General features: G+C 36.0%; 18 protein-coding genes, 1 other RNA gene and 1 pseudogene. 18 read left to right on the top strand and 2 right to left on the bottom strand.

Translation table 11 applies throughout. The features are described from left to right. The first annotated feature begins 10 nt into the window (after window positions 1-10). The 12 genes from tgt to KRR19_RS08525 all read left to right on the top strand — a co-directional run bounded on the left by tgt (window position 11) and on the right by KRR19_RS08525 (window position 15,523). Window positions 11-1,150, top strand: a complete 1,140-nt coding sequence (tgt, locus tag KRR19_RS08580; protein ID WP_002481122.1) for a tRNA guanosine(34) transglycosylase Tgt — start codon at window positions 11-13, stop codon at window positions 1,148-1,150. A gap of 17 nt (window positions 1,151-1,167) precedes the next feature. After that, on the top strand, window positions 1,168-1,428 hold the full coding sequence (gene yajC / locus KRR19_RS08575) for a preprotein translocase subunit YajC (RefSeq protein WP_002481121.1): 261 nt from the start codon (window positions 1,168-1,170) through the stop codon (window positions 1,426-1,428). Between the two features lie 432 nt (window positions 1,429-1,860). Further along, window positions 1,861-4,137, top strand: coding sequence for a protein translocase subunit SecDF (gene secDF / locus KRR19_RS08570; RefSeq protein WP_002481120.1), 2,277 nt, complete (start codon window positions 1,861-1,863; stop codon window positions 4,135-4,137). A 138-nt stretch (window positions 4,138-4,275) separates the two neighbouring features. After that, window positions 4,276-6,549 (top strand): single-stranded-DNA-specific exonuclease RecJ, encoded by a 2,274-nt coding sequence (recJ, locus tag KRR19_RS08565; RefSeq protein WP_156666489.1) that lies wholly within the window; start codon window positions 4,276-4,278, stop codon window positions 6,547-6,549. 18 nt (window positions 6,550-6,567) lie between these two features. Continuing rightward, window positions 6,568-7,086, top strand: a complete 519-nt coding sequence (locus KRR19_RS08560; RefSeq protein WP_023016066.1) for an adenine phosphoribosyltransferase — start codon at window positions 6,568-6,570, stop codon at window positions 7,084-7,086. Between the two features lie 351 nt (window positions 7,087-7,437). Next, entirely contained in the window at window positions 7,438-9,627 is a 2,190-nt protein-coding gene (locus KRR19_RS08555) for a RelA/SpoT family protein (protein ID WP_002481117.1), read from the top strand. A 15-nt stretch (window positions 9,628-9,642) separates the two neighbouring features. Further along, window positions 9,643-10,095: a D-aminoacyl-tRNA deacylase gene (dtd, locus tag KRR19_RS08550; RefSeq protein ID WP_156666490.1), complete on the top strand. Its 453-nt coding sequence runs from the start codon at window positions 9,643-9,645 to the stop codon at window positions 10,093-10,095. Beyond that, entirely contained in the window at window positions 10,092-10,967 is an 876-nt protein-coding gene (locus tag KRR19_RS08545) for an N-acetylmuramoyl-L-alanine amidase family protein (protein WP_216733590.1), read from the top strand. The genes dtd and KRR19_RS08545 overlap by 4 nt, the downstream gene beginning before the upstream one ends. A 325-nt stretch (window positions 10,968-11,292) precedes the next feature. Beyond that, window positions 11,293-12,567 carry a histidine--tRNA ligase gene (gene hisS, locus KRR19_RS08540; RefSeq protein WP_002481114.1) on the top strand — a complete coding sequence of 425 codons (1,275 nt, stop codon included), beginning with the start codon at window positions 11,293-11,295 and terminating at the stop codon, window positions 12,565-12,567. A gap of 15 nt (window positions 12,568-12,582) precedes the next feature. Next, entirely contained in the window at window positions 12,583-14,349 is a 1,767-nt protein-coding gene (gene aspS / locus KRR19_RS08535) for an aspartate--tRNA ligase (RefSeq protein ID WP_002481113.1), read from the top strand. A 72-nt stretch (window positions 14,350-14,421) separates the two neighbouring features. Then, window positions 14,422-14,612: non-coding RNA, 6S RNA (gene ssrS / locus KRR19_RS08530), on the top strand. Between the two features lie 134 nt (window positions 14,613-14,746). Then, entirely contained in the window at window positions 14,747-15,523 is a 777-nt protein-coding gene (locus KRR19_RS08525; protein ID WP_023016063.1) for a tRNA threonylcarbamoyladenosine dehydratase, read from the top strand. 51 nt (window positions 15,524-15,574) lie between these two features. Here KRR19_RS08525 and KRR19_RS08520 read toward each other — a convergent pair whose 3' ends face one another. Beyond that, a complete protein-coding gene (locus KRR19_RS08520; RefSeq protein WP_105977990.1) occupies window positions 15,575-16,855 on the bottom strand; it encodes a replication-associated recombination protein A in 1,281 nt (426 codons plus the stop codon). 86 nt (window positions 16,856-16,941) lie between these two features. Between KRR19_RS08520 and cymR the strand changes: the two genes are divergently transcribed. Further along, a complete protein-coding gene (gene cymR / locus KRR19_RS08515) occupies window positions 16,942-17,361 on the top strand; it encodes a cysteine metabolism transcriptional regulator CymR (RefSeq protein ID WP_002481110.1) in 420 nt (139 codons plus the stop codon). A 156-nt stretch (window positions 17,362-17,517) separates the two neighbouring features. Continuing rightward, window positions 17,518-17,697, top strand: a pseudogene (locus KRR19_RS08510) (CsbD family protein); the annotation flags it as partial. Between the two features lie 94 nt (window positions 17,698-17,791). Here the strand turns inward: KRR19_RS08510 and KRR19_RS08505 are convergent. Beyond that, window positions 17,792-18,796 carry an LLM class flavin-dependent oxidoreductase gene (locus tag KRR19_RS08505; RefSeq protein WP_216733589.1) on the bottom strand — a complete coding sequence of 335 codons (1,005 nt, stop codon included), beginning with the start codon at window positions 18,794-18,796 and terminating at the stop codon, window positions 17,792-17,794. A 182-nt stretch (window positions 18,797-18,978) separates the two neighbouring features. On the opposite strand from KRR19_RS08505, the gene KRR19_RS08500 reads away from it, so the two are divergent. From KRR19_RS08500 to recD2, 4 genes are all read left to right on the top strand, one after another. Beyond that, window positions 18,979-20,121, top strand: coding sequence for a cysteine desulfurase family protein (locus KRR19_RS08500; RefSeq protein WP_216733588.1), 1,143 nt, complete (start codon window positions 18,979-18,981; stop codon window positions 20,119-20,121). 2 nt (window positions 20,122-20,123) lie between these two features. Then, a complete protein-coding gene (gene mnmA / locus KRR19_RS08495; RefSeq protein ID WP_156666495.1) occupies window positions 20,124-21,236 on the top strand; it encodes a tRNA 2-thiouridine(34) synthase MnmA in 1,113 nt (370 codons plus the stop codon). Window positions 21,237-21,337: 101 nt separating this feature from the next. Further along, window positions 21,338-22,006, top strand: a complete 669-nt coding sequence (locus KRR19_RS08490; RefSeq protein ID WP_057510445.1) for a tetratricopeptide repeat protein — start codon at window positions 21,338-21,340, stop codon at window positions 22,004-22,006. A 2-nt stretch (window positions 22,007-22,008) separates the two neighbouring features. After that, the gene (gene recD2, locus KRR19_RS08485) at window positions 22,009-24,423 is read left to right on the top strand and encodes an SF1B family DNA helicase RecD2 (RefSeq protein ID WP_119563850.1); all 2,415 of its coding nucleotides are present in this window, start codon (window positions 22,009-22,011) and stop codon (window positions 24,421-24,423) included. The last annotated feature ends 195 nt before the right edge of the window (window positions 24,424-24,618 follow it).

Genomic DNA, 24,618 nt, shown 5'->3' with positions numbered 1-24,618 from the left:
TGAAAAAGTTATGCCTGCAGTAACTTATGAACATATCAAAACATGTAAACAATCCGGTGCAAGGTTAGGAATCGTGCATACACCGCACGGTTCATTTGAAACACCTATGTTTATGCCAGTAGGAACACAAGCAACCGTTAAAACTATGAGTCCTGAAGAACTAAGGGAAATTAATGCACAAATCATTCTAGGCAACACATACCATTTATGGTTGCAACCCGGTAATGACATTATTAAACGCGCGGGTGGTTTGCATAAATTTATGAATTGGAACGGCCCAATTCTGACTGATTCAGGTGGTTTCCAAGTATTCAGTTTAAGTAATTTACGTAAAATCACAGAAGAAGGTGTTCATTTCAGACATCATAAAAATGGTTCTAAATTATTCTTGAGTCCTGAGAAAGCGACAGAGATTCAAAATGATTTAGGTTCAGATATTATGATGGCATTTGATGAATGTCCGCCAATGCCTGCTGAATATAAATATGTCAAAGACTCTATCGAAAGAACAACAAGATGGGCAGAGCGTTGTCTGAAAGCACATAAACGACCTGAAGACCAAGCTTTATTCGGAATTATCCAAGGTGGAGAATATAAAGATTTACGTCAGCAAAGTGCTGAAGAATTAGTGAAGTTAGATTTTCCTGGCTATGCGATTGGCGGATTATCTGTGGGTGAACCTAAACCAGTCATGTATGACATGGTTGAATTTACTGAACAATTCATGCCTAAGGATAAACCGCGTTATTTAATGGGTGTCGGCTCACCAGATGCTTTAATCGAATGTAGTATTCGTGGTATGGATATGTTTGATTGCGTATTACCAACACGTATAGCACGAAATGGTACATGTATGACTTCTAATGGTCGTGTGGTTATTAAAAATGCAAAATATGCAGACGATTTAAGTCCGCTTGATGAAAACTGTGATTGTTATACATGCCGTAACTATACAAAAGCTTACTTACGTCATTTAATAAAAGCAGAAGAAACTTTTGGTATACGCCTAACTACTTATCATAACTTATATTTTCTGTTAAAATTAATGGAGGATATCAGACAGGCCATTCGGGAGGATCGTCTTTTAGATTTTAAAGAGGAATTCTTTGAACAATATGGATTGAATGAAGAAAATCCTAAAAACTTTTAATTAAAGGAGTAATGTTTGTGAATTTAACCGGTCTTATTTTACCTATTGCATTATTAGCTTTAATGTGGTTCTTCATGATCAGACCACAACAAAAGCGTCAAAAGGAACACCGTGAAATGGTGAACCGTTTGGAATCAGGACAACACGTTACAACAATCGGCGGCATCAAAGGTGTCGTACGTGCAGTTGATGAAACAACAGTTGTCATTTCAGTTAACGACAAAGGCACTCAAATCACATTTGAAAAAGGTGCTGTAAAACAAGTTAATCCAGACTAATTAATGTTAGTATGACATAGTATAGGCAAGCGTAAGCGAATTACCTGTACATAGATTAACCCAATAAACATCCTAAAGCGATCCGATATAGATTGTTTTAGGATGTTTTAATTTTGTTTGAATTACTTTAAATGCATGAAAAGTTGTTTTAAATTAGTGTAGGAGCGTGTATAATTCAATATTGGAATACGATTTTATAAGGTTTTGCATAGTATTAACGTGATTTAATGTTGATTTTAATCAATTGTACACGCTATGCATCACACAAAGTATTGTTCGAATTTTTGAAAGCTGAGTAAGGATGTAGTAAGCTATATAGGTTCATTCAATTGAAGTGCAGTGTAAGAACAAACCGAAACGTTTGGTTTTAGCTTGCAGTTCATTTGAAAAATCAAGTATGCTATTTACATAAGTAAATAATGAGGTGTTCATGTGAAGAAAAACAGTAGAATAATTGCATTCTTGTTACTTGTTGTGTTGCTTTTTGCTGGCATGGCAGCAACTTACAAGAATGTAATTAAAGACGTTCGTTTAGGCTTGGACCTTCAAGGTGGATTTGAGGTACTTTACCAAGTTAATCCATTACAAAAGGGTGATAAGATAGACGATAAGGCTGTTCAAGCCACAGCCAAAACGTTAGAAAACAGGGTCAACGTCTTAGGGGTATCTGAACCTAAGATTACTGTTGAAGATAATAACCGTATTCGAGTACAACTTGCTGGTGTTAAAAACCAAAATGAAGCTCGAGACATTTTATCTTCACAAGCGAATTTAACGATTCGTGACTCAGACGATAACGTTAAATTAACAGGTAAGGATTTAGTTCAAGGTTCTGCAAAACAAGAGTTTAAGCAGAATACCAACCAACCGGCTGTTACTTTCAAATTGAAAGATAGTAAAAAATTCAAGAAAGTCACAGAAGAGATTTCAAAACGTAAAGAAAACGTGATGGTTGTTTGGTTAGACTACGAAAAAGGCGATAGTTACCAAAAAGAAAAAGAGAAAAAAGACCCGAAATATGTTTCAGCAGCGTCAGTTGATCAACCTATCAACTCTGACAGTGTAGAAATTTCTGGTGGATTTAATGGCGAAGAAGGCGTTCAAAAAGCAAAACAAATTGCTGACTTATTGAACTCTGGTTCTTTACCAGTACATCTTAAAGAAATTTACTCTAACTCTGTAGGTGCACAGTTCGGTCAAGATGCATTAGATAAAACAATCTTCGGTTCATTATTAGGTGTCGGAGTCATTTACTTATTTATGGTAGGATTCTACAGATTACCTGGTATTATTGCCGTAATTACATTAACAACATATATCTACTTAACTTTAGTAGCCTTCAACTTCATTCATGGTGTACTTACATTGCCAGGTTTAGCGGCACTGGTACTTGGTGTCGGTATGGCGGTTGATGCGAACATCATCATGTATGAACGGATTAAAGATGAGTTGAGAATCGGACGAACATTGAAACAAGCTTTCCACAAAGCGAATAAGAGTTCCTTTATTACGATTTTAGATGCGAACTTAACAACTGTCTTAGCGGCAGCTGTGTTATTCTTCTTTGGTGAAAGTGCGGTTAAAGGTTTCGCTACGATGTTATTACTCGCAATCTTAATGAGTTTCGTGACAGCAGTATTCTTAACACGTATCTTATTATCATTGTTAGTACAATCAAATTACTTCAAGAAAAGTTTCTGGTTATTTGGTATTAAGAAGAAAGATAGACATGATATCAATGAAGGTATTGATGTGTATCAATTAAAAACACCTTATGATCATTGGAACTTCATGAAACTTGCGAAACCATTATTCTGGTTCAGTGGTATTGTGATTGCTGCTGGTGTAGTGATTCTGTTTATATTCAAATTAAACTTAGGTATCGACTTTACAAGTGGTACACGTGTTGATATGAAAGCAGATCATAAGATTACACAAGAAGATGTTACAAAACAATTAGACAAAGCGCATATGAAGCCTGACCGTATTTCATTATCTGGTAATAACGATAGCGCTTCTGTTCAATTTAAAAATGATTTGAGCAAAGACGAAGTTGCTAAAGTTAAAAATGTGATGAAAAAAGAATTCGGTAATGAACCTACTGTTAACACAGTTTCACCGGTGATTGGTCAAGAAATTGCGAAAAACGCATTACTTTCATTGATTTACGCATCAATCGGTATGATTATATACATTTCATTACGATTCGAATGGCGAATGGGCTTATCATCTATCATCGCATTACTGCATGATGCCTTTATGATTGTAGCGGTATTCAGCTTGTTCAGAATTGAAGTAGATGTAACATTTATCGCAGCAGTTCTAACAATTATCGGTTACTCTATTAACGATACAATCGTTACGTTTGACCGTGTACGTGAGAACTTGCATAAAATCAGGGTGATTACTAAACCAGAACAGATTGACAAAATTGTAAACCGTTCAATCAGACAAACACTGACACGTTCAATCAACACTGTATTAACAGTTGTGATTGTTGTAGTCGCATTATTAATCTTCGGTGCATCAAGTATCTTCAACTTTGCACTTGCATTATTAATTGGTTTAGTTTCTGGTGTATTCTCATCTGTGTTCATCGCTGTACCTTTATGGGGCATGATGAAAAAACAACAGCTTAAAAAAGCACCAAATCATAAACTTGTCGTTTATCGTGAAAAACGTAAAAACGAAGATAAAATTCTGGTTTAATAGAACGAGAGTATTAACTCCTGGACTTTTTAGTCTGGGAGTTTTTTTATGATGTAAAACGCTATGTTTGGTAGAAGTTGCTTTTTATTTTATGAGTTCTTCTGTATAATGACATGTGGAAAAGAGGGAAGTCGTTATATGATTAAAGCTAAGTATAAATGGGATTTACAATCGAATATATCAGAAATCACATCAGATGACGCTAAAGCATTAAAGCTTACACCTATCGTACAAAAAATATTACAAAGCAAAGGTGTAATAGCGTCTTCTGAAATCAAACAATTACTAGAACCATCTCAAATTCAGCATGACCCTTATGCGTTAAGTGATATGAAGAAAGCTATCGAACGTATCAATCAAGCACTTGATAAAAAAGAACGTATTTTAGTTTATGGAGATTATGATGCTGATGGGGTAACATCTACATCTATATTAGTCAGTGCATTAAGAGAACTTGGTGCAGAAGTCGGATGGTATATTCCAAATCGATTTACTGAAGGATATGGACCAAATGAAGCAGCCTTTAGAAATGCAGCGGATGAAGGTATCGACTTGATTATTACAGTTGATAATGGTATCCAAGGTCATCATGAAATGCTAGTGGCTAAAGAATTAGACATAGATGTGATTATTACAGATCACCATGAAATTGGTGAAACGTTACCGGAAGCTTATGCGATTGTGCATCCGATGCATCCAGATTTTGACTATCCATTTAAATACTTAAGCGGTGCAGGGGTCGCATTAAAAATTGCTCAAGCATTACTTGATCATCCTGCACCTGAATTTACAGCTTTGGCAGCCATCGGTACAGTTGCTGATTTGGTCTCATTAACAGACGAAAACCGTGCTATTGTACAACAAGGTATAAAAGTTATGAACAATCATCCATCAGTTGCCATCAAAGCGCTGCTAAGTCAAGCAGGGTATAACGACGCGATAAACGAAGAAACGATTGGTTTTATAATAGGACCGCGTTTGAATGCAGTAGGCCGTCTAGATGATGCAAGTTTAGCAGCGGAATTGTTAATGTGTGAAAGTGCGGAAGAAGCGGAATTCTTAGCTGAGCAAGTTGAACATTTTAATCAAGAACGAAAAGATATTGTTCAAGAGATTGCAGACGAAGCACTTGAAATGGCACAAGCGGAAGTAGAAGCTGGAAACCGCTTCTTAATCCTTGCCCAAGAAAATTGGCATGAAGGTGTTCTTGGCATCGTTGCCTCACGAATTGTTGAAACATATGGCTTGCCGACGATCATTCTAAATATTGATACTGCACAAGATTTTGCGAAAGGTTCTGCACGCAGTATTGAACAAGTTTCAATGTATGAGATGCTAGATAAAGAAAGACCATTGATTTCAAAATTCGGTGGGCATCATATGGCAGCGGGAATGACTTTACCAATTGAGAATATAGAAAAGCTTAAAACAGCGTTAAATGCTCATATGGCAGAACTCGCAAAACACGAAGATTTAACACCTAGGAAAAAAGTAGATTTAGTATTAAGCGAATCTGATATTACGGTTAAAAATATTTCAGATATTGAAAAGTTACGACCATTCGGTACAGACTTTACTAGTCCTGTGTTTGAATTAGATGGGATTCAAGTCAAACAATCTAAAGGGATTGGTCAAGAAGGCAAACATTTAAAAATGACACTAGGTGATTCTAAGTTACAAGCCCTTTATTGGCAAAATGGTGCATATGCACACCAACTAGAACCGAACGAGCCCTTAAATTTAATCGGGACCTTACAAATAAATGAATGGAATGGTAATCAATCACCTCAATTCATGGTACAAGATATGGCTTCAGAACAGCTGCAAATTTTAGACTTCAGAGGCAAAGCACGTCAACATGAGATGCATGATAATGCATCGACTGCAGAAATTATCAATGCACAGGCTGAAAAAGCACATGAACATCAATATTTCTATGGAGATATAATTGAACAAGTTTATGACAGATATATCTTTAAAGAGTTACCATTGGATTTAGAAACCATGGCACAAACATTAAAGTCAATTCAAGCCAGTCAAATTATTTTAGAGTTGAACCATCAACACTCTATTTATTTTGACGGCATGCCGCAAATGAACCATTTTAAGGCGTGCTATAAAGCCTTATTTATGAAAGATGAAATCAACTTAGAACAAGATGGAATGCAGTTATGCAACTATTTAAAAATCAAACCGCCTTTATTGATATTTATGCTCAAAGTCTTTAATGAATTAGATTTTATTGAGAATAATCATGGTATAATTAAAGTGAATAAAAATGTAGATAAAAAGGACATTACTTCTAGTAAGCTTTATCAAGCAAGACTTAAACGGATAGATGTTGAGAAATTCTTGTTATATGATGACTTTTCAAAGGTGAAACTTTGGATTAAAGAACAGCTAGCTAAGTAATTAGGAGGAAATAAATAAATGGATTTAAAACAATATGTTTCAGAAGTACAAGATTGGCCTAAAGAAGGCGTCAATTTCAAAGATATCACAACGATTATGGATAATGGGGAAGCTTATGGTTATGCGACAGATCAAATCGTTGAATTTGCTAGAGAAAAAGAAGTAGATATCGTTGTAGGTCCTGAAGCACGTGGCTTTATCATCGGTTGTCCTGTAGCATATTCAATGGGAATCGGATTTGCACCAGTACGTAAAGAAGGTAAACTTCCTAGAGAAGTCATCAAATATGAGTACAACTTGGAATATGGTACTAACGTTTTAACTATGCATAAGGATGCTATTAAACCAGGACAACGCGTCTTAATTACTGATGATTTGCTAGCGACAGGCGGCACGATTGAAGCTACAATCAAACTCGTTGAAGAACTAGGAGGTATTGTGGCTGGTATTGCCTTTATCATCGAATTAAAATATTTACATGGTTATGAAAAGATTAAAGACTACGAAGTATTAAGCTTAATTTCATATGATGAGTAAAATAATGTATCGCTTACTAGTGAAGGGTAAGCGATACATTTATTTATTTGCAAAATTTGTTTTTTGTTTTTAAAATAAAAGTTAATTCTACAAGGTAAGCTTGTAAACGACACTGACAAGATAATTGCGAAAGTTCACACAATACGTCGAAGTATAGTGGTTCAATTATCTGTCAATGTATAGTAGAATAGATATATTATTTAATATAAATGTAAGTTGTGATAAAAGGAACGAGTTGAAAATAGGCTGGTAACCTATATAACTATTGTCGAAATACGAAATATTCAAACAAACTGACAAGCAGTTTATAAAATAAAATGTACTTAAAAAGAAGATGTGGGGGTGTCTAATGTGAATAATGAATATCCATACAGCGCAGATGAAGTCTTATATAAAGCAAAATCCTACTTATCCAAAGAGGAGTATGAACATGTCTTGAAAAGCTATCATATCGCATATGAAGCGCATCAAGGCCAATTCAGAAAAAATGGTTTGCCTTATATTATGCACCCGATTCAAGTAGCTGGTATTTTAACTGAGATGCATCTTGACGGACCGACTATTGTTGCAGGCTTCTTACATGATGTAATTGAGGATACTCCTTACACATTTGATGACGTAAAAGCGATGTTTAACGATGAAGTAGCCATGATTGTTGAAGGGGTTACGAAATTAAAGAAAGTCAAATATCGTTCTAAAGAAGAACAACAAGCTGAGAACCATAGAAAGTTATTTATTGCGATTGCCAAAGATGTACGTGTTATCTTAGTTAAATTAGCAGATAGACTGCATAATATGCGTACTTTAAAAGCGATGCCGAGAGAAAAACAAATTAGAATTTCTAAAGAAACATTAGAGATTTACGCACCTCTTGCACACCGTTTAGGGATTAATACAATCAAATGGGAACTTGAAGATATAGCGCTTCGTTATATCGATGGTGTACAGTACTTCCGTATCGTCAATCTCATGAAGAAAAAACGTAGTGAGCGTGAAGCTTATATTGCAAACGCGATAGACAATATACGTGCTGAAATGGATAAAATGCATATTTCAGGTGAGATTAACGGCCGTCCTAAACATATTTACAGTATCTATCGTAAAATGATGAAACAAAAGAAACAATTCGATCAAATCTTTGATTTATTAGCAGTGCGTATTATTGTTGATTCAATTAAAGATTGTTATGCGGTATTAGGTTTAGTACATACTTTATGGAAACCGATGCCTGGCAGATTCAAAGACTATATTGCGATGCCTAAACAAAACATGTATCAATCGTTGCATACCACTGTTGTAGGTCCTAATGGCGATCCTTTAGAAATTCAAATCAGAACACATGAAATGCATGAAATTGCTGAACACGGGGTTGCGGCGCATTGGGCTTATAAAGAAGGCAAGAAAGTCACTGATGATAATTCAAGTTATGCTAAGAAACTATCATGGTTGAAAGACTTGGCAGAAGCGGATAAAACAGCGAATGATGCACAAGAATTTATGGAATCATTGAAGTTCGATTTACAAAGTGATAAAGTATATGCCTTCACACCACAAAGTGATGTGATTGAATTACCTTATGGTGCAGTTCCGATTGACTTCGCCTATGCCGTACACAGTGAAGTCGGCAACAAAATGATCGGTGCAAAGGTCAATGGTAAAATCGAACCGATTGATTACGTATTGCAAACTGGAGATATTGTTGAAATACGAACAAGCAAACATTCCTATGGACCAAGCAGAGACTGGTTGAAAATTGTTCGTTCTTCCAGTGCAAAAAGCAAAATTAAAAGCTTCTTCAAAAAACAAGACCGTTCTTCAAACATTGAAAAAGGTAAGTTTATGGTAGAAGCGGAAATTAAGGAACAAGGCTTTAAAGTTGATGAAGTATTGACAGAAGCGAATATAGATATCGTCAATCAAAAATATAATTTCTCAAATGAAGATGATTTATTTGCGGCAGTAGGTTTTGGCGGTGTGACATCATCACAAATCGTTAACAAGTTAACGGAAAAACAACGTATTCTTGACAAGCAACGTGCATTGAATGAAGCGCAAGAAGTCACAAAATCTGTACCGATTAAAGACAATATCACCACAGACAGCGGTGTTTATGTTGAAGGTATTGAAAACGTATTGATCAAATTATCTAAATGCTGTAATCCGATTCCAGGTGACGATATTGTAGGTTATATTACTAAAGGCCATGGTATTAAAGTACACCGTACAGATTGTCCGAATATCCGAAATGAAAAAGAACGTTTGATCAGCGTAGAGTGGGTGAAATCTAAAGACTCTACACAACGTTATCAAGTTGATTTAGAAGTCACTGCCTATGACCGCAACGGATTACTTAATGAAGTACTGCAAGCGGTTAACGCAACTGACAGTAATTTAGTTAAAGTATCAGGTAAATCTGATGTTGAAAAAAATGCTATTATTAATTTAAGTGTGATGGTTAAAAACGTCAACGAAGTATTTAAAGTCGTAGAACGTATTAAACAACTAGGAGACGTCTATACAGTAACAAGAGTTTGGAACTAACTGAGGTGTATATAAATGAGAGTAGTAGTACAACGTGTCAAACAAGCATCTGTAACAAATGAAACGTTAAATAATCAAATTGGAAAAGGTTTATGTTTGTTAGTTGGTGTCGGTAAAGATTCGACTGAAGCAGATGTGCAAGTAGTGGCAAAAAAGATAGCCAATGCAAGAATCTTTGAAGATGAAGAAGGAAAAATGAATTTGAATGTTCAGCAAATCGGGGGTGAGATATTATCTATATCTCAATTCACGTTATATGCTGATGTTAAAAAAGGCAATAGACCTGGCTTTTCAAATTCTAAATCTCCAGATGAAGCAAATCGCTTATACGAAGAATTGAACGATACATTACGTACTTATGACTTAGAAGTTAAGACAGGTGAATTCGGTACTGATATGTTAGTGGATATCGCAAATGACGGTCCTGTGACGATTATTTATGAAAGTCAGGACGGCAAAGTGATATGAACCGAATAGAACGGTGGTTTAAAAAGCATAGACTTAAACCGATTCCCGTACTCATTGCTGCACTCTTAATTATTATTGTTGTATTTACGATAATTCTCGTTGCCAATTATCAAGATAAACATGATGATAGTGTAACAATGAAAGAAGATGCAGAATTAAGAACGGGTCCTAACGCCGTCTATCCTGAGATTTTTCCTGCTGAAAAAGGTGAAACATTCCATAAACTTGATAAAAAAGGTAAATGGATTTATGTTGAAACGAGTAATGGCAAGCAAAAAGGATGGGTGGCTGGATGGCATACGGATTTAGATATTCCGCCAGATAATGATCCGAATGCTAAGCCGTTAAAAGGCAAAGTGATTGTACTGGACCCTGGTCATGGCGGTGGTGACCAGGGAGCAGCCAGTGGCACTAAGTATAAATCTTTAGAAAAAGTTTATACTTTAAAAACTGGATTGGAGTTAAAAAAGAAACTTGAGCAAGAAGGCGCAACTGTTAAAATGACGCGTGACAATGATAATTACGTCAAACTGAAAGATAGAAAACTTAAAGGTGATGCGTTTATCAGCTTACATAATGACGCTTTGGAGTCTCCTGAAGCAAATGGCGCAACAGTATATTGGTACAAGAAAAAACAAGAAGATTTAGCACAAGTTTTAAGTAGGAGTATACAGAAAAAAGGTTTGCTGTCACCAAAAGGTGCAAGACAGGAAAATTATCAAGTATTGCGTCAATCTAAAATACCAGCTGTGTTAATTGAACTAGGGTATATCAGTAATCCAACAGATGAGATGATGATACGAGATAAATTGCATCGTCAAATATTAGAACAGTCTATTGTTGATGGTTTACGTATGTATTTTTCAGCTTAAATAGTTGCAATCAATGCTTAAAATCGTTATGATAGTATCTGAATAAAATAATTAAAACCGTTACGATTCTTGAATAGACATTACGAAATGATACAAGAGAAATAATCCTAGGCTGAAAGATTATTCAGAGTAATTTTGTCATTATTGAACACAAGAAGAGGTGAAGGTAAATAGTTACTGTTTATCTTCCGTACAACATACGTTAAATGTTTAAAGTGGAACTGTGCTATACAGTTCAATTAGGGTGGCAACACGGAAAATTCGTCCCTTGTGTGATAGTGATATCATACAAGGGGCTTTTTTATTTCTAAAAGGAAGTGACGATATGATTAAAATCCCACGTGGTACACAAGATATTCTGCCTGATCAAAGCAGAAAATGGAGATATATTGAAACAAAATTAGATGAATTAATGGAACTTTATAATTATAAAGAAATTCGCACACCTATTTTTGAAAGCACTGACTTATTCGCAAGAGGTGTCGGCGATTCAACAGATGTTGTACAAAAAGAAATGTATACATTCAAAGATAAAGGTGATCGCAGTATTACATTAAGACCAGAAGGTACTGCAGCAGTAGTTCGTTCATACATTGAAAATAAAATGCAAGGTGATCCGAACCAACCGATTAAGCTTTACTATAATGGTCCGATGTTCAGATATGAACGTAAACAAAAAGGGCGTTATCGTCAATTTAATCAATTCGGTGTAGAAGCAATCGGTGCCGAAGATCCAAGTATTGATGCTGAAGTTTTAGCAATGGTAATGCATATCTATGAATCATTCGGCTTAAAACACTTGAAACTTGTGATTAATAGTGTGGGTGACTTTGATTCTCGTAAGGAATATAACGAAGCGTTAATTAAGCACTTTGAACCTGTCATTGATACGTTCTGTAGTGACTGCCAATCTCGCTTGTATACGAATCCAATGCGTATTTTGGATTGTAAAGTGGATAGAGATAAAGAAGCGGTTAAAACTGCACCACGCATCACAGAATATTTAAACGAAGAATCAAAAGCTTATTATGAACAAGTTAAAAGTTATTTAGATGAATTAGGTATTCCTTATGTGGAAGATCCAAACTTAGTTCGTGGTCTAGATTATTATACACATACGGCTTTTGAATTAATGATTGACAGTCCAGATTATGATGGTGCAATCACAACACTTTGCGGCGGCGGACGTTACAATGGTTTATTAGAATTACTAGATGGACCAAAACAAACAGGTATTGGTTTCGCATTAAGCATTGAACGTTTACTACTGGCGTTAGAAGAAGAAGGTATCGAAATCGAAGATGAAGATCATTTAGATTTATTTATTGTAACGATGGGTGAGAAAGCGGACCGTTACGCAGTTAAATTATTAAATGATTTACGCCATCACGGTATTAAAGCAGATAAAGATTACTTGAAACGTAAAATTAAAGGTCAAATGAAGCAAGCGAACCGTGTAGGAGCTGAATATACGATTGTAATCGGCGACCAAGAACTTGAAGATGGAAATATCAATATCAAACATATGGAGAGCGGAGAATCAGAAGCGATTCAACTCACGGATTTAGTTTCATATTTTGAAGAGAAGAAAGCGAAATAAGAGGAGAGAGTAATTATGAGTAAAAGAACAACTTATTGTGGTCTTGTAACGGAAGACCTTTTAGGACAACACGTCACTTTAAAAGGATGGGTACACAATCGTCGTGACTTAGGTGGATTAATCTTTGTTGATTTACGTGACCGTGAAGGCTATGTACAAATCGTCTTCAACCCAGACTTTTCTAAAGAGGCATTAGAAGTTGCGGAATCTATCCGTTCTGAATACGTGATTGAAGTTGAAGGTACAGTAACAAAACGTGATCCTGAAACTGTAAACCCTAAAATTAAAACAGGTAATGTTGAAGTACAAGTTGATAAAATCAATATCATCAACAAAGCACAAACTCCGCCATTTTCAATAAATGATGATTCACAACAAGTGGATGAAAATATCCGTTTAAAATATCGTTATTTAGATTTAAGAAGACAAGAACTTGCGCAAACAATTAAAATGCGTCATCACATTACACGCGCAATTCATGAATATTTAGATAAAGAAGGTTTCTTAGATATCGAAACACCTTTCTTAACTAAATCAACACCAGAAGGTGCACGTGACTATTTAGTACCATCTCGTGTGCATGAAGGTAAATTCTATGCGCTACCGCAATCACCACAATTGTTCAAACAATTATTGATGATCAGCGGCTTCGATAAATATTACCAAATCGTAAAATGTTTCCGTGACGAAGACTTACGTGCAGACAGACAACCTGAATTCACGCAAGTCGATATTGAAATGAGTTTCGTAGACCAAGAAGATGTTATGGAACTTGGTGAAGATATGCTGAAAAGTGTTGTAAAAGATGTTAAAGGTGTTGAATTGACTGAACAATTCCCACGTATGACATACGCAGAAGCTATGTCACGTTATGGTTCTGATAAACCAGATACACGTTTTGACATGGAGTTATTGGATGTTTCAAAACTAGGAGAAACAATGGACTTCAAAGTCTTTAAAGATACAGTAGAAAAAGGCGGAGAAGTAAAAGCATTAGTTGCGAAAGGTGCTTCAGACAAATATACACGTAAAGATATTGATAAATTAACTGAGTTTGTGAATATCTATGGCGCAAAAGGATTAGCTTGGGTCAAAGTTGTTGAAGATGGCTTAAGCGGACCAATCGCAAGATTCTTTGAAGATGAAAATGTTGAAACATTAAAATCTTTAACAGATGCAGAAGCAGGAGATTTAGTATTATTTGTTGCAGATAAACCAAGTGTTGTCGCACAAAGTTTAGGTGCATTACGTGTAAAATTAGCGCATGAGTTAGGCTTAATTGATGAAGATAAATTAAACTTCTTATGGGTAACAGATTGGCCGTTACTTGAATATGATGAAGATGAAAAACGCTATGTAGCAGCGCACCATCCTTTCACATCACCTAAAGATGAAGATTTAGACAAATTAGATTCTGAACCAGAAAGAGCACAAGCGAAAGCGTACGATATCGTATTAAACGGTTATGAATTAGGCGGCGGTTCAATCAGAATCCACAATGGTGATATTCAAGAAAAAATGTTTGAAGTCTTAGGCTTTACAAAAGAAGAAGCACAAGATCAATTCGGCTTCTTACTTGATGCATTCAAATATGGTGCACCACCACATGGCGGTATCGCATTAGGTCTTGACCGCTTCGTCATGTTATTAACAGGACGTACAAACTTACGTGATACAATCGCATTCCCTAAAACTGCGTCAGCTGTATCATTAATGACACAAGCACCAAGTGAAGTTTCTAATAAACAATTAGAAGAATTAGCATTGCGCATTCGTCATTAATAGAAAAATTACACTTTGAGAGTGTTTATATTTGCAATTACCATTTTATGTGGTAATATCTAAGTATAAGATAGTCGTCTGAAATACTCGTAGTTTGCTGTATGTATTTTGACCTAACACTCTTTGATCAGGGAGTCCAATAGGTTTTCTTGCAGCGCACACGCCTCTTAAGGAGGACTTGCAAAACAAGAAACAGGGCACCCACCTGTAATTAGCAGGCCAAAATGATCAAGCTCTAATAACTACGGTACAACGGATTCTATCGTACGTAGGACTTCGGTCCTACGTATTTTTTTTATTTTCTTTTCAAAGTTTGGCTTTTTTCACGAAATAATATTATCTAAATTTGTTATAATGGTATATGGTAGTAAAGTTAGATTAAAGGAGTATAGATTTGATGAAACATCAATTTTCACGTAATGAATTGGCATACGGTAAAGAGGGACTTGATTTATTAAAACAACAAACAGTTGCAGTACTTGGCGTTGGGGGCGTTGGGTCTTTTGCAGCAGAAGCTTTAGCTAGAACAAATATCGGCCATATCATTTTAATTGATAAAGATGATGTGGACATTACTAATGTGAACCGTCAATTACACGCACTTACAACGACTATCGGTCAAAGTAAAGTGACATTGATGGAAGAACGTATCAAATTAATCAATCCAGATTGTAAAGTAACTTCTTTACATATGTTCTATACCGAAGAAACGTATGAACAACTGTTCAATGATTATGATATTGATTACATTATTGATGCGAGCGACACAATTATTTATAAAGTGCATTTGATGAAAGAATGTTTGAAACGCGGCATTAAAATCATTTCTAGTATGGGTGCTGCAAATAAAACAGATCCAACACGTTTCCAAATTGCCGATATTTCTAAAACGAATACAGATCCTATCGCAAAAATAATTAGACAAAAATTGAAAAAAGAAGGTATTAAAAAAGGGATTCCAGTTGTTTTTTCAGATGAAAGTCCAATCGTCATCAGAGAAGATGTTAAAGAAACAGTCGGCGATAAAAATGCGGCAACGCGTAAAGGTCAAATGCCACCATCTTCAAATGCATTTGTGCCAAGTGTAGTAGGCTTAATTTGTGCAAGTTATGTCATCAACGATGTCTTAAAAGATATACCTGTGACTAGAATTAAAGATAAAAACCAAAAATAAAAAGGCTGATGTAGAATCGTAGACTGACTACGATTCTTCTATCAACCTTAATTAACGCTTGTTTTGCTGCTTAGTAATATTGTCATAGATTTGTTTAAGTTGCTGTTCAGTTTTAGATGTTGTTTTAGGATGGTAATAATGTCTGTTTTTAAGTTTATCCGGCAGATATTGCTGTGGTATAAAGCCATTCTCAGAATCATGCGGATATTGATAACCAATTGCATGACCTAATTCTTTAGCGCCTTTATAATGACCATCTTTAAGATGATTAGGCACTTGGCCGACATGACCTTTTCTAATATCAGATAAAGCAGCGTCAATGGCTTTGATACCTGAATTTGATTTAGGTGATAAGCATAATTCAATAACTGCTTGACTGAGCGGAATGCGTGCTTCTGGAAATCCTAAACGTTCTGCAGATTCAATTGCAGCGAGTGTACGTTGCCCGGCACCAGGGGATGCTAAACCGATATCTTCATAGCTGATCACTAGTAATCTTCTCGCGATGGTTGGGAGATCTCCTGCTTCAATCAGTCGTGCAAGATAATGTAATGCGGCATCAGTATCACTGCCTCGAATTGATTTTTGGAAAGCACTCATGACATCATAGTGCATGTCACCATCTTTATCACTGACAAAGCTGCCTTTTTGCATACAATCTTTGGCATCTTCTGAAGAAACGTGAATTTTGTCATTCTCATCAGGTTTTGCACTTAGTACTGAAAGTTCTAAGGCGTTTAAAGCACTGCGCACATCACCGTGACTTTGAGTAGAGAAGTATTGCATTGCATCATGATCAACTGTTGCATGATAGGAAGCAAGACCGCGTTCTTCATCAGCTAAAGCGCGTTCTAATGCTACAGCAACATCTTCTTCTGTCAGAGGATAGAGTTCAAATATCTGTGCTCGTGAACGAATAGCAGGATTAATCGCATGGTACGGATTTGATGTTGTCGCACCAATAAGTACTATTTTTCCGTTCTCTAAGTGAGGTAACAAGAAATCTTGTTTAGCTTTATCTAAACGATGGATTTCATCAAGCAGTAAAATGACTTGACCAGACATTTTCGCTTCTTCAACCACCATTTGCATGTCTTTTTTGGTATTTGTCACAGCGTTTAATTGTCTGAACTTAAACTGTGTAGAACCTGCGATGGCTTTCGCAATACTGGTTTTTCCAATACCAGGAGGTCCATAAAAAATCATTGAAGTCAGTCGTTTGGATTCAACCATTCTTCTAATGATACCTTTTGGACCAACTAAGTGTTGTTGTGATATGATTTCATCTAGGTTTTGCGGACGCATTCTAGATGCTAAAGGTTCGTTAGTCAAGATAGAGTCACACCTTTCTATTACTATATTAACGTAAAAAATGCTAGAATTGAATAAAATAAAATCGGATTAAGCGAGGTAATAAAATGAAAATTTCAACAAAAGGGAGATATGGCTTAACCTTAATGATTTCTCTTGCTAAGAGGGAAGGTCAAGGTTGCGTATCGTTAAAAACTATTGCAGAAGAAAATAAATTAAGTGATCTATACCTAGAACAATTAGTAGGACCTTTAAGAAATGCCGGATTGATTCGTAGTGTACGCGGTGCTAAAGGTGGATACCAACTCCGTGTCCCAGCTGATGAAATTAAAGCCGGAGATATTATTCGCCTGCTTGAAGGTCCGATTTCATTCGTTGAAAGTATAGATTCAGAGCCGCCAGCACAACAAGAACTTTGGTTGCGCATGAGAGACGCAGTCAGAGAAGTATTAGATGGCACAACGTTAAAATATTTAGCAGACTTTAACGATACTGATAAACGCGATAATTACATGTTCTATATTTAATAAGTATTGCAGTTCAACTACAGGTTGTTGGACTGCATTTTTTAATGCGTAATATGGATATGTTTATTCAATTTCACATGTGGTATTCATATAATATAACTAGATTTGAAATAATTGGAGGAATCGATTATGGCAAATAAAGGTGAAGACAAATAAGAACAAGCAAAAGGCAACGTTAAAGAAACAGTAGGTAATGCTACTGATAATAAAAAATTAGAAAATGAAGGTAAAGCAGATAAAGCTTCAGGTAAAGTTGATGAAAAAATCAATGATGCTGCAGACAAAGCAAAAGATGCAGCTGGCAAATTAAAAGATAAATTCAATAAAGATAAATAATTATCAATCAATAAATAGAAATAACGGGCAGAATCATTTAAGGTTCTGCCCGTTATTTGTGTTTTAACCAAAATACTGATCAACGTATATATATTTATTTACGAACTTGTTTCATAACACGTTGTAAGCGTTCGAATGATTCTTTTTGTTTTTCTTGATCATAGATATAACTGATTGCCATCAATTCATCAAACTCGCCGTAGATATCCATGAATTTTTCGATTTGTTGTTTAACAGTTTCTTCTGAACCTACTAATGAAACACCTAAGCGACCTTTTGCCATTTGTAATTCTGCAGGAGTAAGCACATCTGCTAAATTATCAATTGGTGGTTGCAGCGGTTCCATTCTGCCGCGTGTAATGCTCACTGTAACTTGTGCTAATGTTGTTGCTAATTTTTCAGCTTCTTCATCTGTTTCAGCAACAATCGCATTCAAGCATACAATCATATATGGTTTGTCTAATACTTCAGATGGTTCGAATAATTCTTTATAAATGGACATAGCTTCTCTCATTTGTTGCGGTGCAAAGTGACCAGCAAATACATAAGGTAAGCCCATTCTTGCAGCGAGATGTGCAGAGTCTGTAGAAGAACCTAAAATATATAACGGAACGTTTTTATCAACAGCAGGATATGCACGTACGTAGTCTTGTTGGTTTTCTGGTCCGAAGTATTTTTGTAGTTGTGCAACTTCTTCAGGGAACGCATAAACACCATTATGTTGATCTCTGCGTAATGCGCTCGCTGTCATCATATCTGTACCCGGTGCACGGCCTAAGCCTAAATCGACTCGGTTTTTAAACATTGTTTCTAATGTACCGAATTGTTCAGCTACGACTAATGGTGCATGGTTTGGCAACATAATACCGCCTGAACCGACATGGATGTTTTTCGTATGTTCTAATGTGTGTTGAATCAATAACGCTGTCGCAGAACTCACTAAATTCGGAGCGTTATGATGTTCTGCAATCCAATATCGTTCATATCCTAATTCATCTAGATGTTGAGCTAAGTCCACCATATTATCGATGGCTTGCTTCTCATCTTCACCTGATTTAACAGGTACTAAATTGAGTGCAGAAACTTTAATTTCACTCACATAAAGACCTCCTCGTTTTGAATGATATATTAATTATAACAAGAACAAATATTAGAAAGAATTTTATTGCTTAAAGCATGTGCTTTGCATGTTATAATATTTGTGGAACAGAGTACTAGAAAAATTGTAGTGTTGGTGCTAGAATTGGAACATTGATAAAATTGTGAGGAAGTGTCTGACAAATGGAAGTATATGCAGATTATGCAGCAACAACTCCAGTAAAAGAAGAAGTAATTGATAAGATGATGGAATTGTATGCGAAGCATTATGGCAATCCTTCATCCATTCATCGTGTAGGTAGAGATGCCAGACAATATTTAGATGCATCACGTAGAGAAATTGCGTCATTATTAAGCGCAATGCCTAATGAAGTGATTTTCACTAGTGGGGCAACTGAATCTAATAATACTGCGATTAAAGGGTTAGCATATGCTAATCAACATAAAGGAAAGCATTTAATTACATCAAAAATTGAACATCATTCTGTCTTGCATGTATTTGAACAACTAGAGCGTGAAGGCTTTCACGTTACGTATTTAGATGTTGATCGTGAAGGTATCATCGATTTAGAACAATTAAAGGCAGCTATGAGTGATGAAACTATTCTTGTTTCTATCATGTTTGTGAACAATGAAGTAGGTACCGTACAGCCGATGTATGATATAGAAGACATCGTTAAAGCACATGATGCTTATTTACATGTGGATGCTGTACAAGCAGTTGAACATCTGCTGATTGAATTTGATGATTTTAAATTCGATACAATGAGTATAACAGCACATAAATTCGGTGGACCTAAAGGTGTCGGTGCATTGTTAGTTAAACCGAAGACACCTATTCAATTTTCACAACTTGGCGGTGAACAAGAAACAAAACGTCGTGCAGGAACAGAAAATGTACCGCAAATTGCGGGAATGGCTGAAGCATTAAAATTAGCTACAGAACATCGTGATGAAAACAACATTCATTTAATGAATCTTAAAGAAACATTTTTAGTTAACTTGCAAGAACGCAGTATTCCATTTGAAGTGAACGGTTCAATGACCGATACAACAGGACATATCTTAAACTTGTACTTCCCATTCATCGATGTGGAAACGATGTTAACTTTGCTTGATTTAGCGAATATTGCAGTCTCATCAGGCTCTGCATGTACTGCAGGTTCAACTACACCATCACATGTCTTAGCAGCCATGTATGGTGATGACGACCCTAGAACAAAACAATCTATCCGGTTCAGTTTTAACGAATTAACAACTGAACGTGACATTAAATATATCGTAGCAGAAATACAGAAAATTTATTTGAAATTTAAGGAGGAATAAGCGTGAGCAACCAAGATACTCGTGTTGTAGTAGGAATGTCTGGCGGCGTAGACAGCTCAGTGACTGCCTATCTTTTAAAAGAACAAGGCTATGACGTCATCGGCATTTTCATGAAAAACTGGGATGACACTGATGAAAATGGCGTTTGTACCGCGACAGAAGACTATAATGACGTGATTGCTGTTTGTAACCAAATCGGTATACCGTATTATGCGGTAAACTTCGAAAAAGAATACTGGGATAAAGTCTTTACTTACTTCCTAGATGAATATAAAAAAGGACGCACACCAAATCCTGATGTGATGTGTAATAAAGAAATTAAGTTCAAAGCATTTTTAAACCATGCTATGAAACTCGGTGCAGATTATGTGGCGACAGGCCATTATGCACAAGTAAGACGCAATGAAGATGGCACAGTAGAAATGCTGCGTGGTGTGGATAATAATAAAGACCAAACATATTTCTTAAATCAACTGACACATGAACAACTATCTAAAGTAATGTTTCCACTTGGCGACATGGAGAAATCAGAAGTCAGAGAAATCGCGTTAGCACAAGATTTAGCAACTGCGAAGAAAAAAGATTCGACAGGAATCTGCTTTATCGGTGAACGAAACTTCAAAGATTTCTTATCTAATTATTTACCAGCAAAATCTGGTGATATGCGCACATTAAACGGTAAAAAAATGGGAACACACGGCGGTTTAATGTATTACACAATCGGTCAACGTCATGGTCTAGGTATCGGCGGCGATGGAGATCCATGGTTTGTTGTAGGTAAAAACCTTGAAGATAATGTGTTATATGTAGAACAAGGTTTCCATCATGATGCATTGTACAGTGATTATTTGATCGCTTCTGACGTTTCACTTGTGAACGATATCGACTTATCACAAGGTTATCGTTGTACCGCAAAATTTAGATATCGTCAAAAAGATACAGGGGTGACAGTGACACAAATCGGTGATGATCAAATCCGTGTTGATTTTGATGAACCAGTACGTGCAATCACACCTGGACAAGCCGTTGTATTATATGATGGCGACGTTTGCTTAGGTGGCGCAACAATTGATGATGTTTATAAAAATGAAGGTCAACTCACATATGTTGTCTAAATTTTAATCAGGGACTAGGACTTTCCTAGTCTCTTTTTTACATAGTTTCAAGTTTTTCTGATAAAATAAAGAGTTGAATAAGAAAGAAATGAGGACTAAGCATGAAACAAGAAGAAATTTATCAGTTAATTAAAGAAGGTCAATTTGAAACAGCGTTAAAAGCACTGTTTGAAAATATTGATGCACATCCTGAAGACATTGAAAACTACATTAATTCAGGTATTCTGCTTGCGGAAGCAGGTGAAATTGAAAAAGCTGAGAAATTTTTCCAAAAAGCTTTAACTATCGATCCGAACAACGGTGCGATTTATTATAATTTAGCTAATGTTTATTATAATGCAGAAAGTTTTAATGATGCGATTAAACTTTATCAACAAGCACTCAAAACAGGTGTCGATGAAGCGGATACCAATTATATGATAGGGATGTCATTTAATAACTTAGGTGACTATAAATCTGCATTACCTTTCCTTATGCGTGCTGCAGAATTAGATCAAAATAAAGATGAAGAAATTCAATTCCAATACGGTTTAGTCCTATGTCATTTGGAATTGTTTGACCAAGCTGTCAAACAGTTAGATATCGTGTTAAATATAAATCCCAAACATACAGACGCATTATATAACCGTGGTTTAGCGGGTTATATGTTTACTGAAGAAATCTATGAAGCAATCCCATACTTTGAAAAAGCAATAGAGATTGATCCAGAACATTTATTAAGTCAGCATGCACTTAAAACATTCACCCAATTTGATGCAGAGGAGGAATAAATTTGGAGAACCCTACATTGTTTGACTATTCGATGGTCAAAGGAACAGTAGAAGCAATCTTATTTCAAAATAAAGATAATTTCTATACCGTATTAAAAGTAGATCCGATTGAAACCAATGAAGATTTTGATAATATGCCTACAATTGTGGGGTTCTTTCCTGAAATTGCTGAAGGCGATGTTTATACCTTCAAAGGTCAAGCTGTGACACACCCTAGATACGGCAAACAATTAAAAGCTGAAACTTTCGAAAAAGAAGTACCGCAAACAAAAGATGCGATTATCAGTTACTTATCAAGTGATTTATTTAAAGGTGTCGGTAAGAAAACGGCTGAAAATATCGTAAATACACTTGGTGAAAATACCATCAATAAAATTTTAGATGATCGTTCAGTCTTAGAAGATGTACCGAATTTATCTAAAAAGAAACAAAGTCAAATCGCAGATCAAATCTACAGTAATCAAGAAGTAGAAAAAATTATGATCAGACTTCATGATTTAGGCTTCGGTCCGAAATTAGCGATGAGCATCTATCAAGTTTATCAAAGTGACACCTTACAAACGATAGAGAAAAATCCATATGATCTTGTCTATGATGTACGTGGTGTCGGTTTCCATAAAGCAGATACTTTAGCTAAGAATTTAGGCATAGAATATAATGCCCCTGAACGCTTAAAAGCAGGTCTGCTTTATACGATAGAAGAAGAGTGTATTAAACAAGGTCATACATTTTTACCTAAAGATTATGTATTAGAAACTTCGTTAGAGATGTTAAGCAAGGGATATGACCAAACGATAGATGCCAGTATGTTAGAAAAAATGATACTTGAATTGACAGAAGAAAGTAAGTTGGTGGAAGCGGATGAAACACTTTCTATCCCAAGCTTATATTATTCAGAAGTCAAAAGTGTGCAGAACCTGTATCGTATTGCGTCACATCAAGCTAAATTAGAGAATATTGAACAATCTGACTTACAAATCAATATTGGTGAAATCGAGGAAATGAATGGAGTCAACTACGCATCTTCTCAAAAAGAAGCACTTGAAACAGCGATTAATTCAAAAGTCATGCTGCTGACAGGTGGTCCAGGTACCGGTAAAACAACGGTTATCAAAGGCATCGTTGAACTCTATGCGGAAACGCATGGTTTATCCTTATCCTATGACGATTACCAAGAAGATGATTATCCGATAGCGCTTGCTGCACCTACAGGACGTGCAGCCAAACGTTTACAAGAATCAACTGGACTTGAAGCAATGACTATCCACCGTTTAATCGGCTGGAGTCAAGATACCAAGCCTGAAGATGTCTTAGAAAATGAAATTACTGCTAAGCTCATCATTATTGATGAAATGTCAATGGTAGATACATGGTTGTTTCATCAGTTCTTGAATGCAGTACCGATTGATGCACAAATCATTTTAGTCGGAGATGAAGACCAATTACCATCAGTCGGCCCAGGACAAGTGTTTAAAGATTTAATTGATGCGAAAGTCATTCCACGTGTTAATTTAACTGAAGTTTACCGTCAACAAGATGGTTCTAGTATCATTGAACTCGCACATAAAATGAAATTAGGTCAGCCGATAGACATTACTGAGCGATTCCACGATCGCAGCTTTATTCCTTGTACAGCTGAACAAATACCAGATGTAGTCAATAAAGTGGTGAGTTCTGCTGTTAAAAAAGGCTACGATATGAGCGATATTCAAGTCTTGGCTCCGATGTATCGCGGCAGTGCCGGCATTAAGCGTTTAAATAAAGTATTACAAGATATCTTGAATCCTAAAGCTGAAGATGCAAGAGAGATTGAGTTCGGAGAAGCGGTCTTTAGAAAGGGCGACAAAGTCTTACAACTTGTGAATCGTCCTAATGATAATATTTTCAATGGCGATATCGGTGTGATTGTCGGTATCTTCTGGGCACGTGAAAACGAATTAAATAAAGATATACTTGTCGTCGATTTTGAAGGCAATGAAATTACATTTACCAAACAAGATATGATGGAGTTAACACATGCTTATTGCACTTCCATTCATAAAGCACAAGGTTCAGAGTTTCCAATTGTTATTATGCCGATTGTAAAACAATATTATCGCATGTTGCAGCGTCCGATTATCTATACAGGACTTACACGTGCCAAACAATCTTTAGTTTTTCTTGGTGACAGCCAAGCCTTTGACATCGGTATGAAGACCCATGGCCAAGTTCGTATGACGAGACTCGCACAATTGCTCAGAGATTACTTCGGTCATGAGAGTGAAACAAATGAAGAACAAGCAGATGAACAAATAAATGATCAAACAACCTCAGCACCTGCACAACAACTCGTAGAATTAACAGAAGCAACGATTTATGAAATTGACCCGATGATTGGTATGGGTAAGGTCACACCTTATACTTTTAATCATGAATAAAGTGTTGTGTGAAGTATGATATATGTTGACTTTTAAAGTCTGTCAGACTAAAATAAAATTAATTCGCATAAAGCCGAGTAAGCAAATCGTTATGCCTAAGAGAGGTACCGGGTGGTGTAAGGTATCGCATCATTTGCTGAACGCTACTTTATGTCAGTCCGTATAAGAACAAGAGTGATGCAGGATAATTTGCTG

Origin of the sequence: Staphylococcus sp. CWZ226 (genome assembly GCF_018986355.1) — a bacterium.
GTDB classification, from domain to species: domain Bacteria; phylum Bacillota; class Bacilli; order Staphylococcales; family Staphylococcaceae; genus Staphylococcus; species Staphylococcus simulans.
Note: the sequence above shows the minus strand (reverse complement) of the source record. Positions and strands in the feature narration are given on the sequence as shown.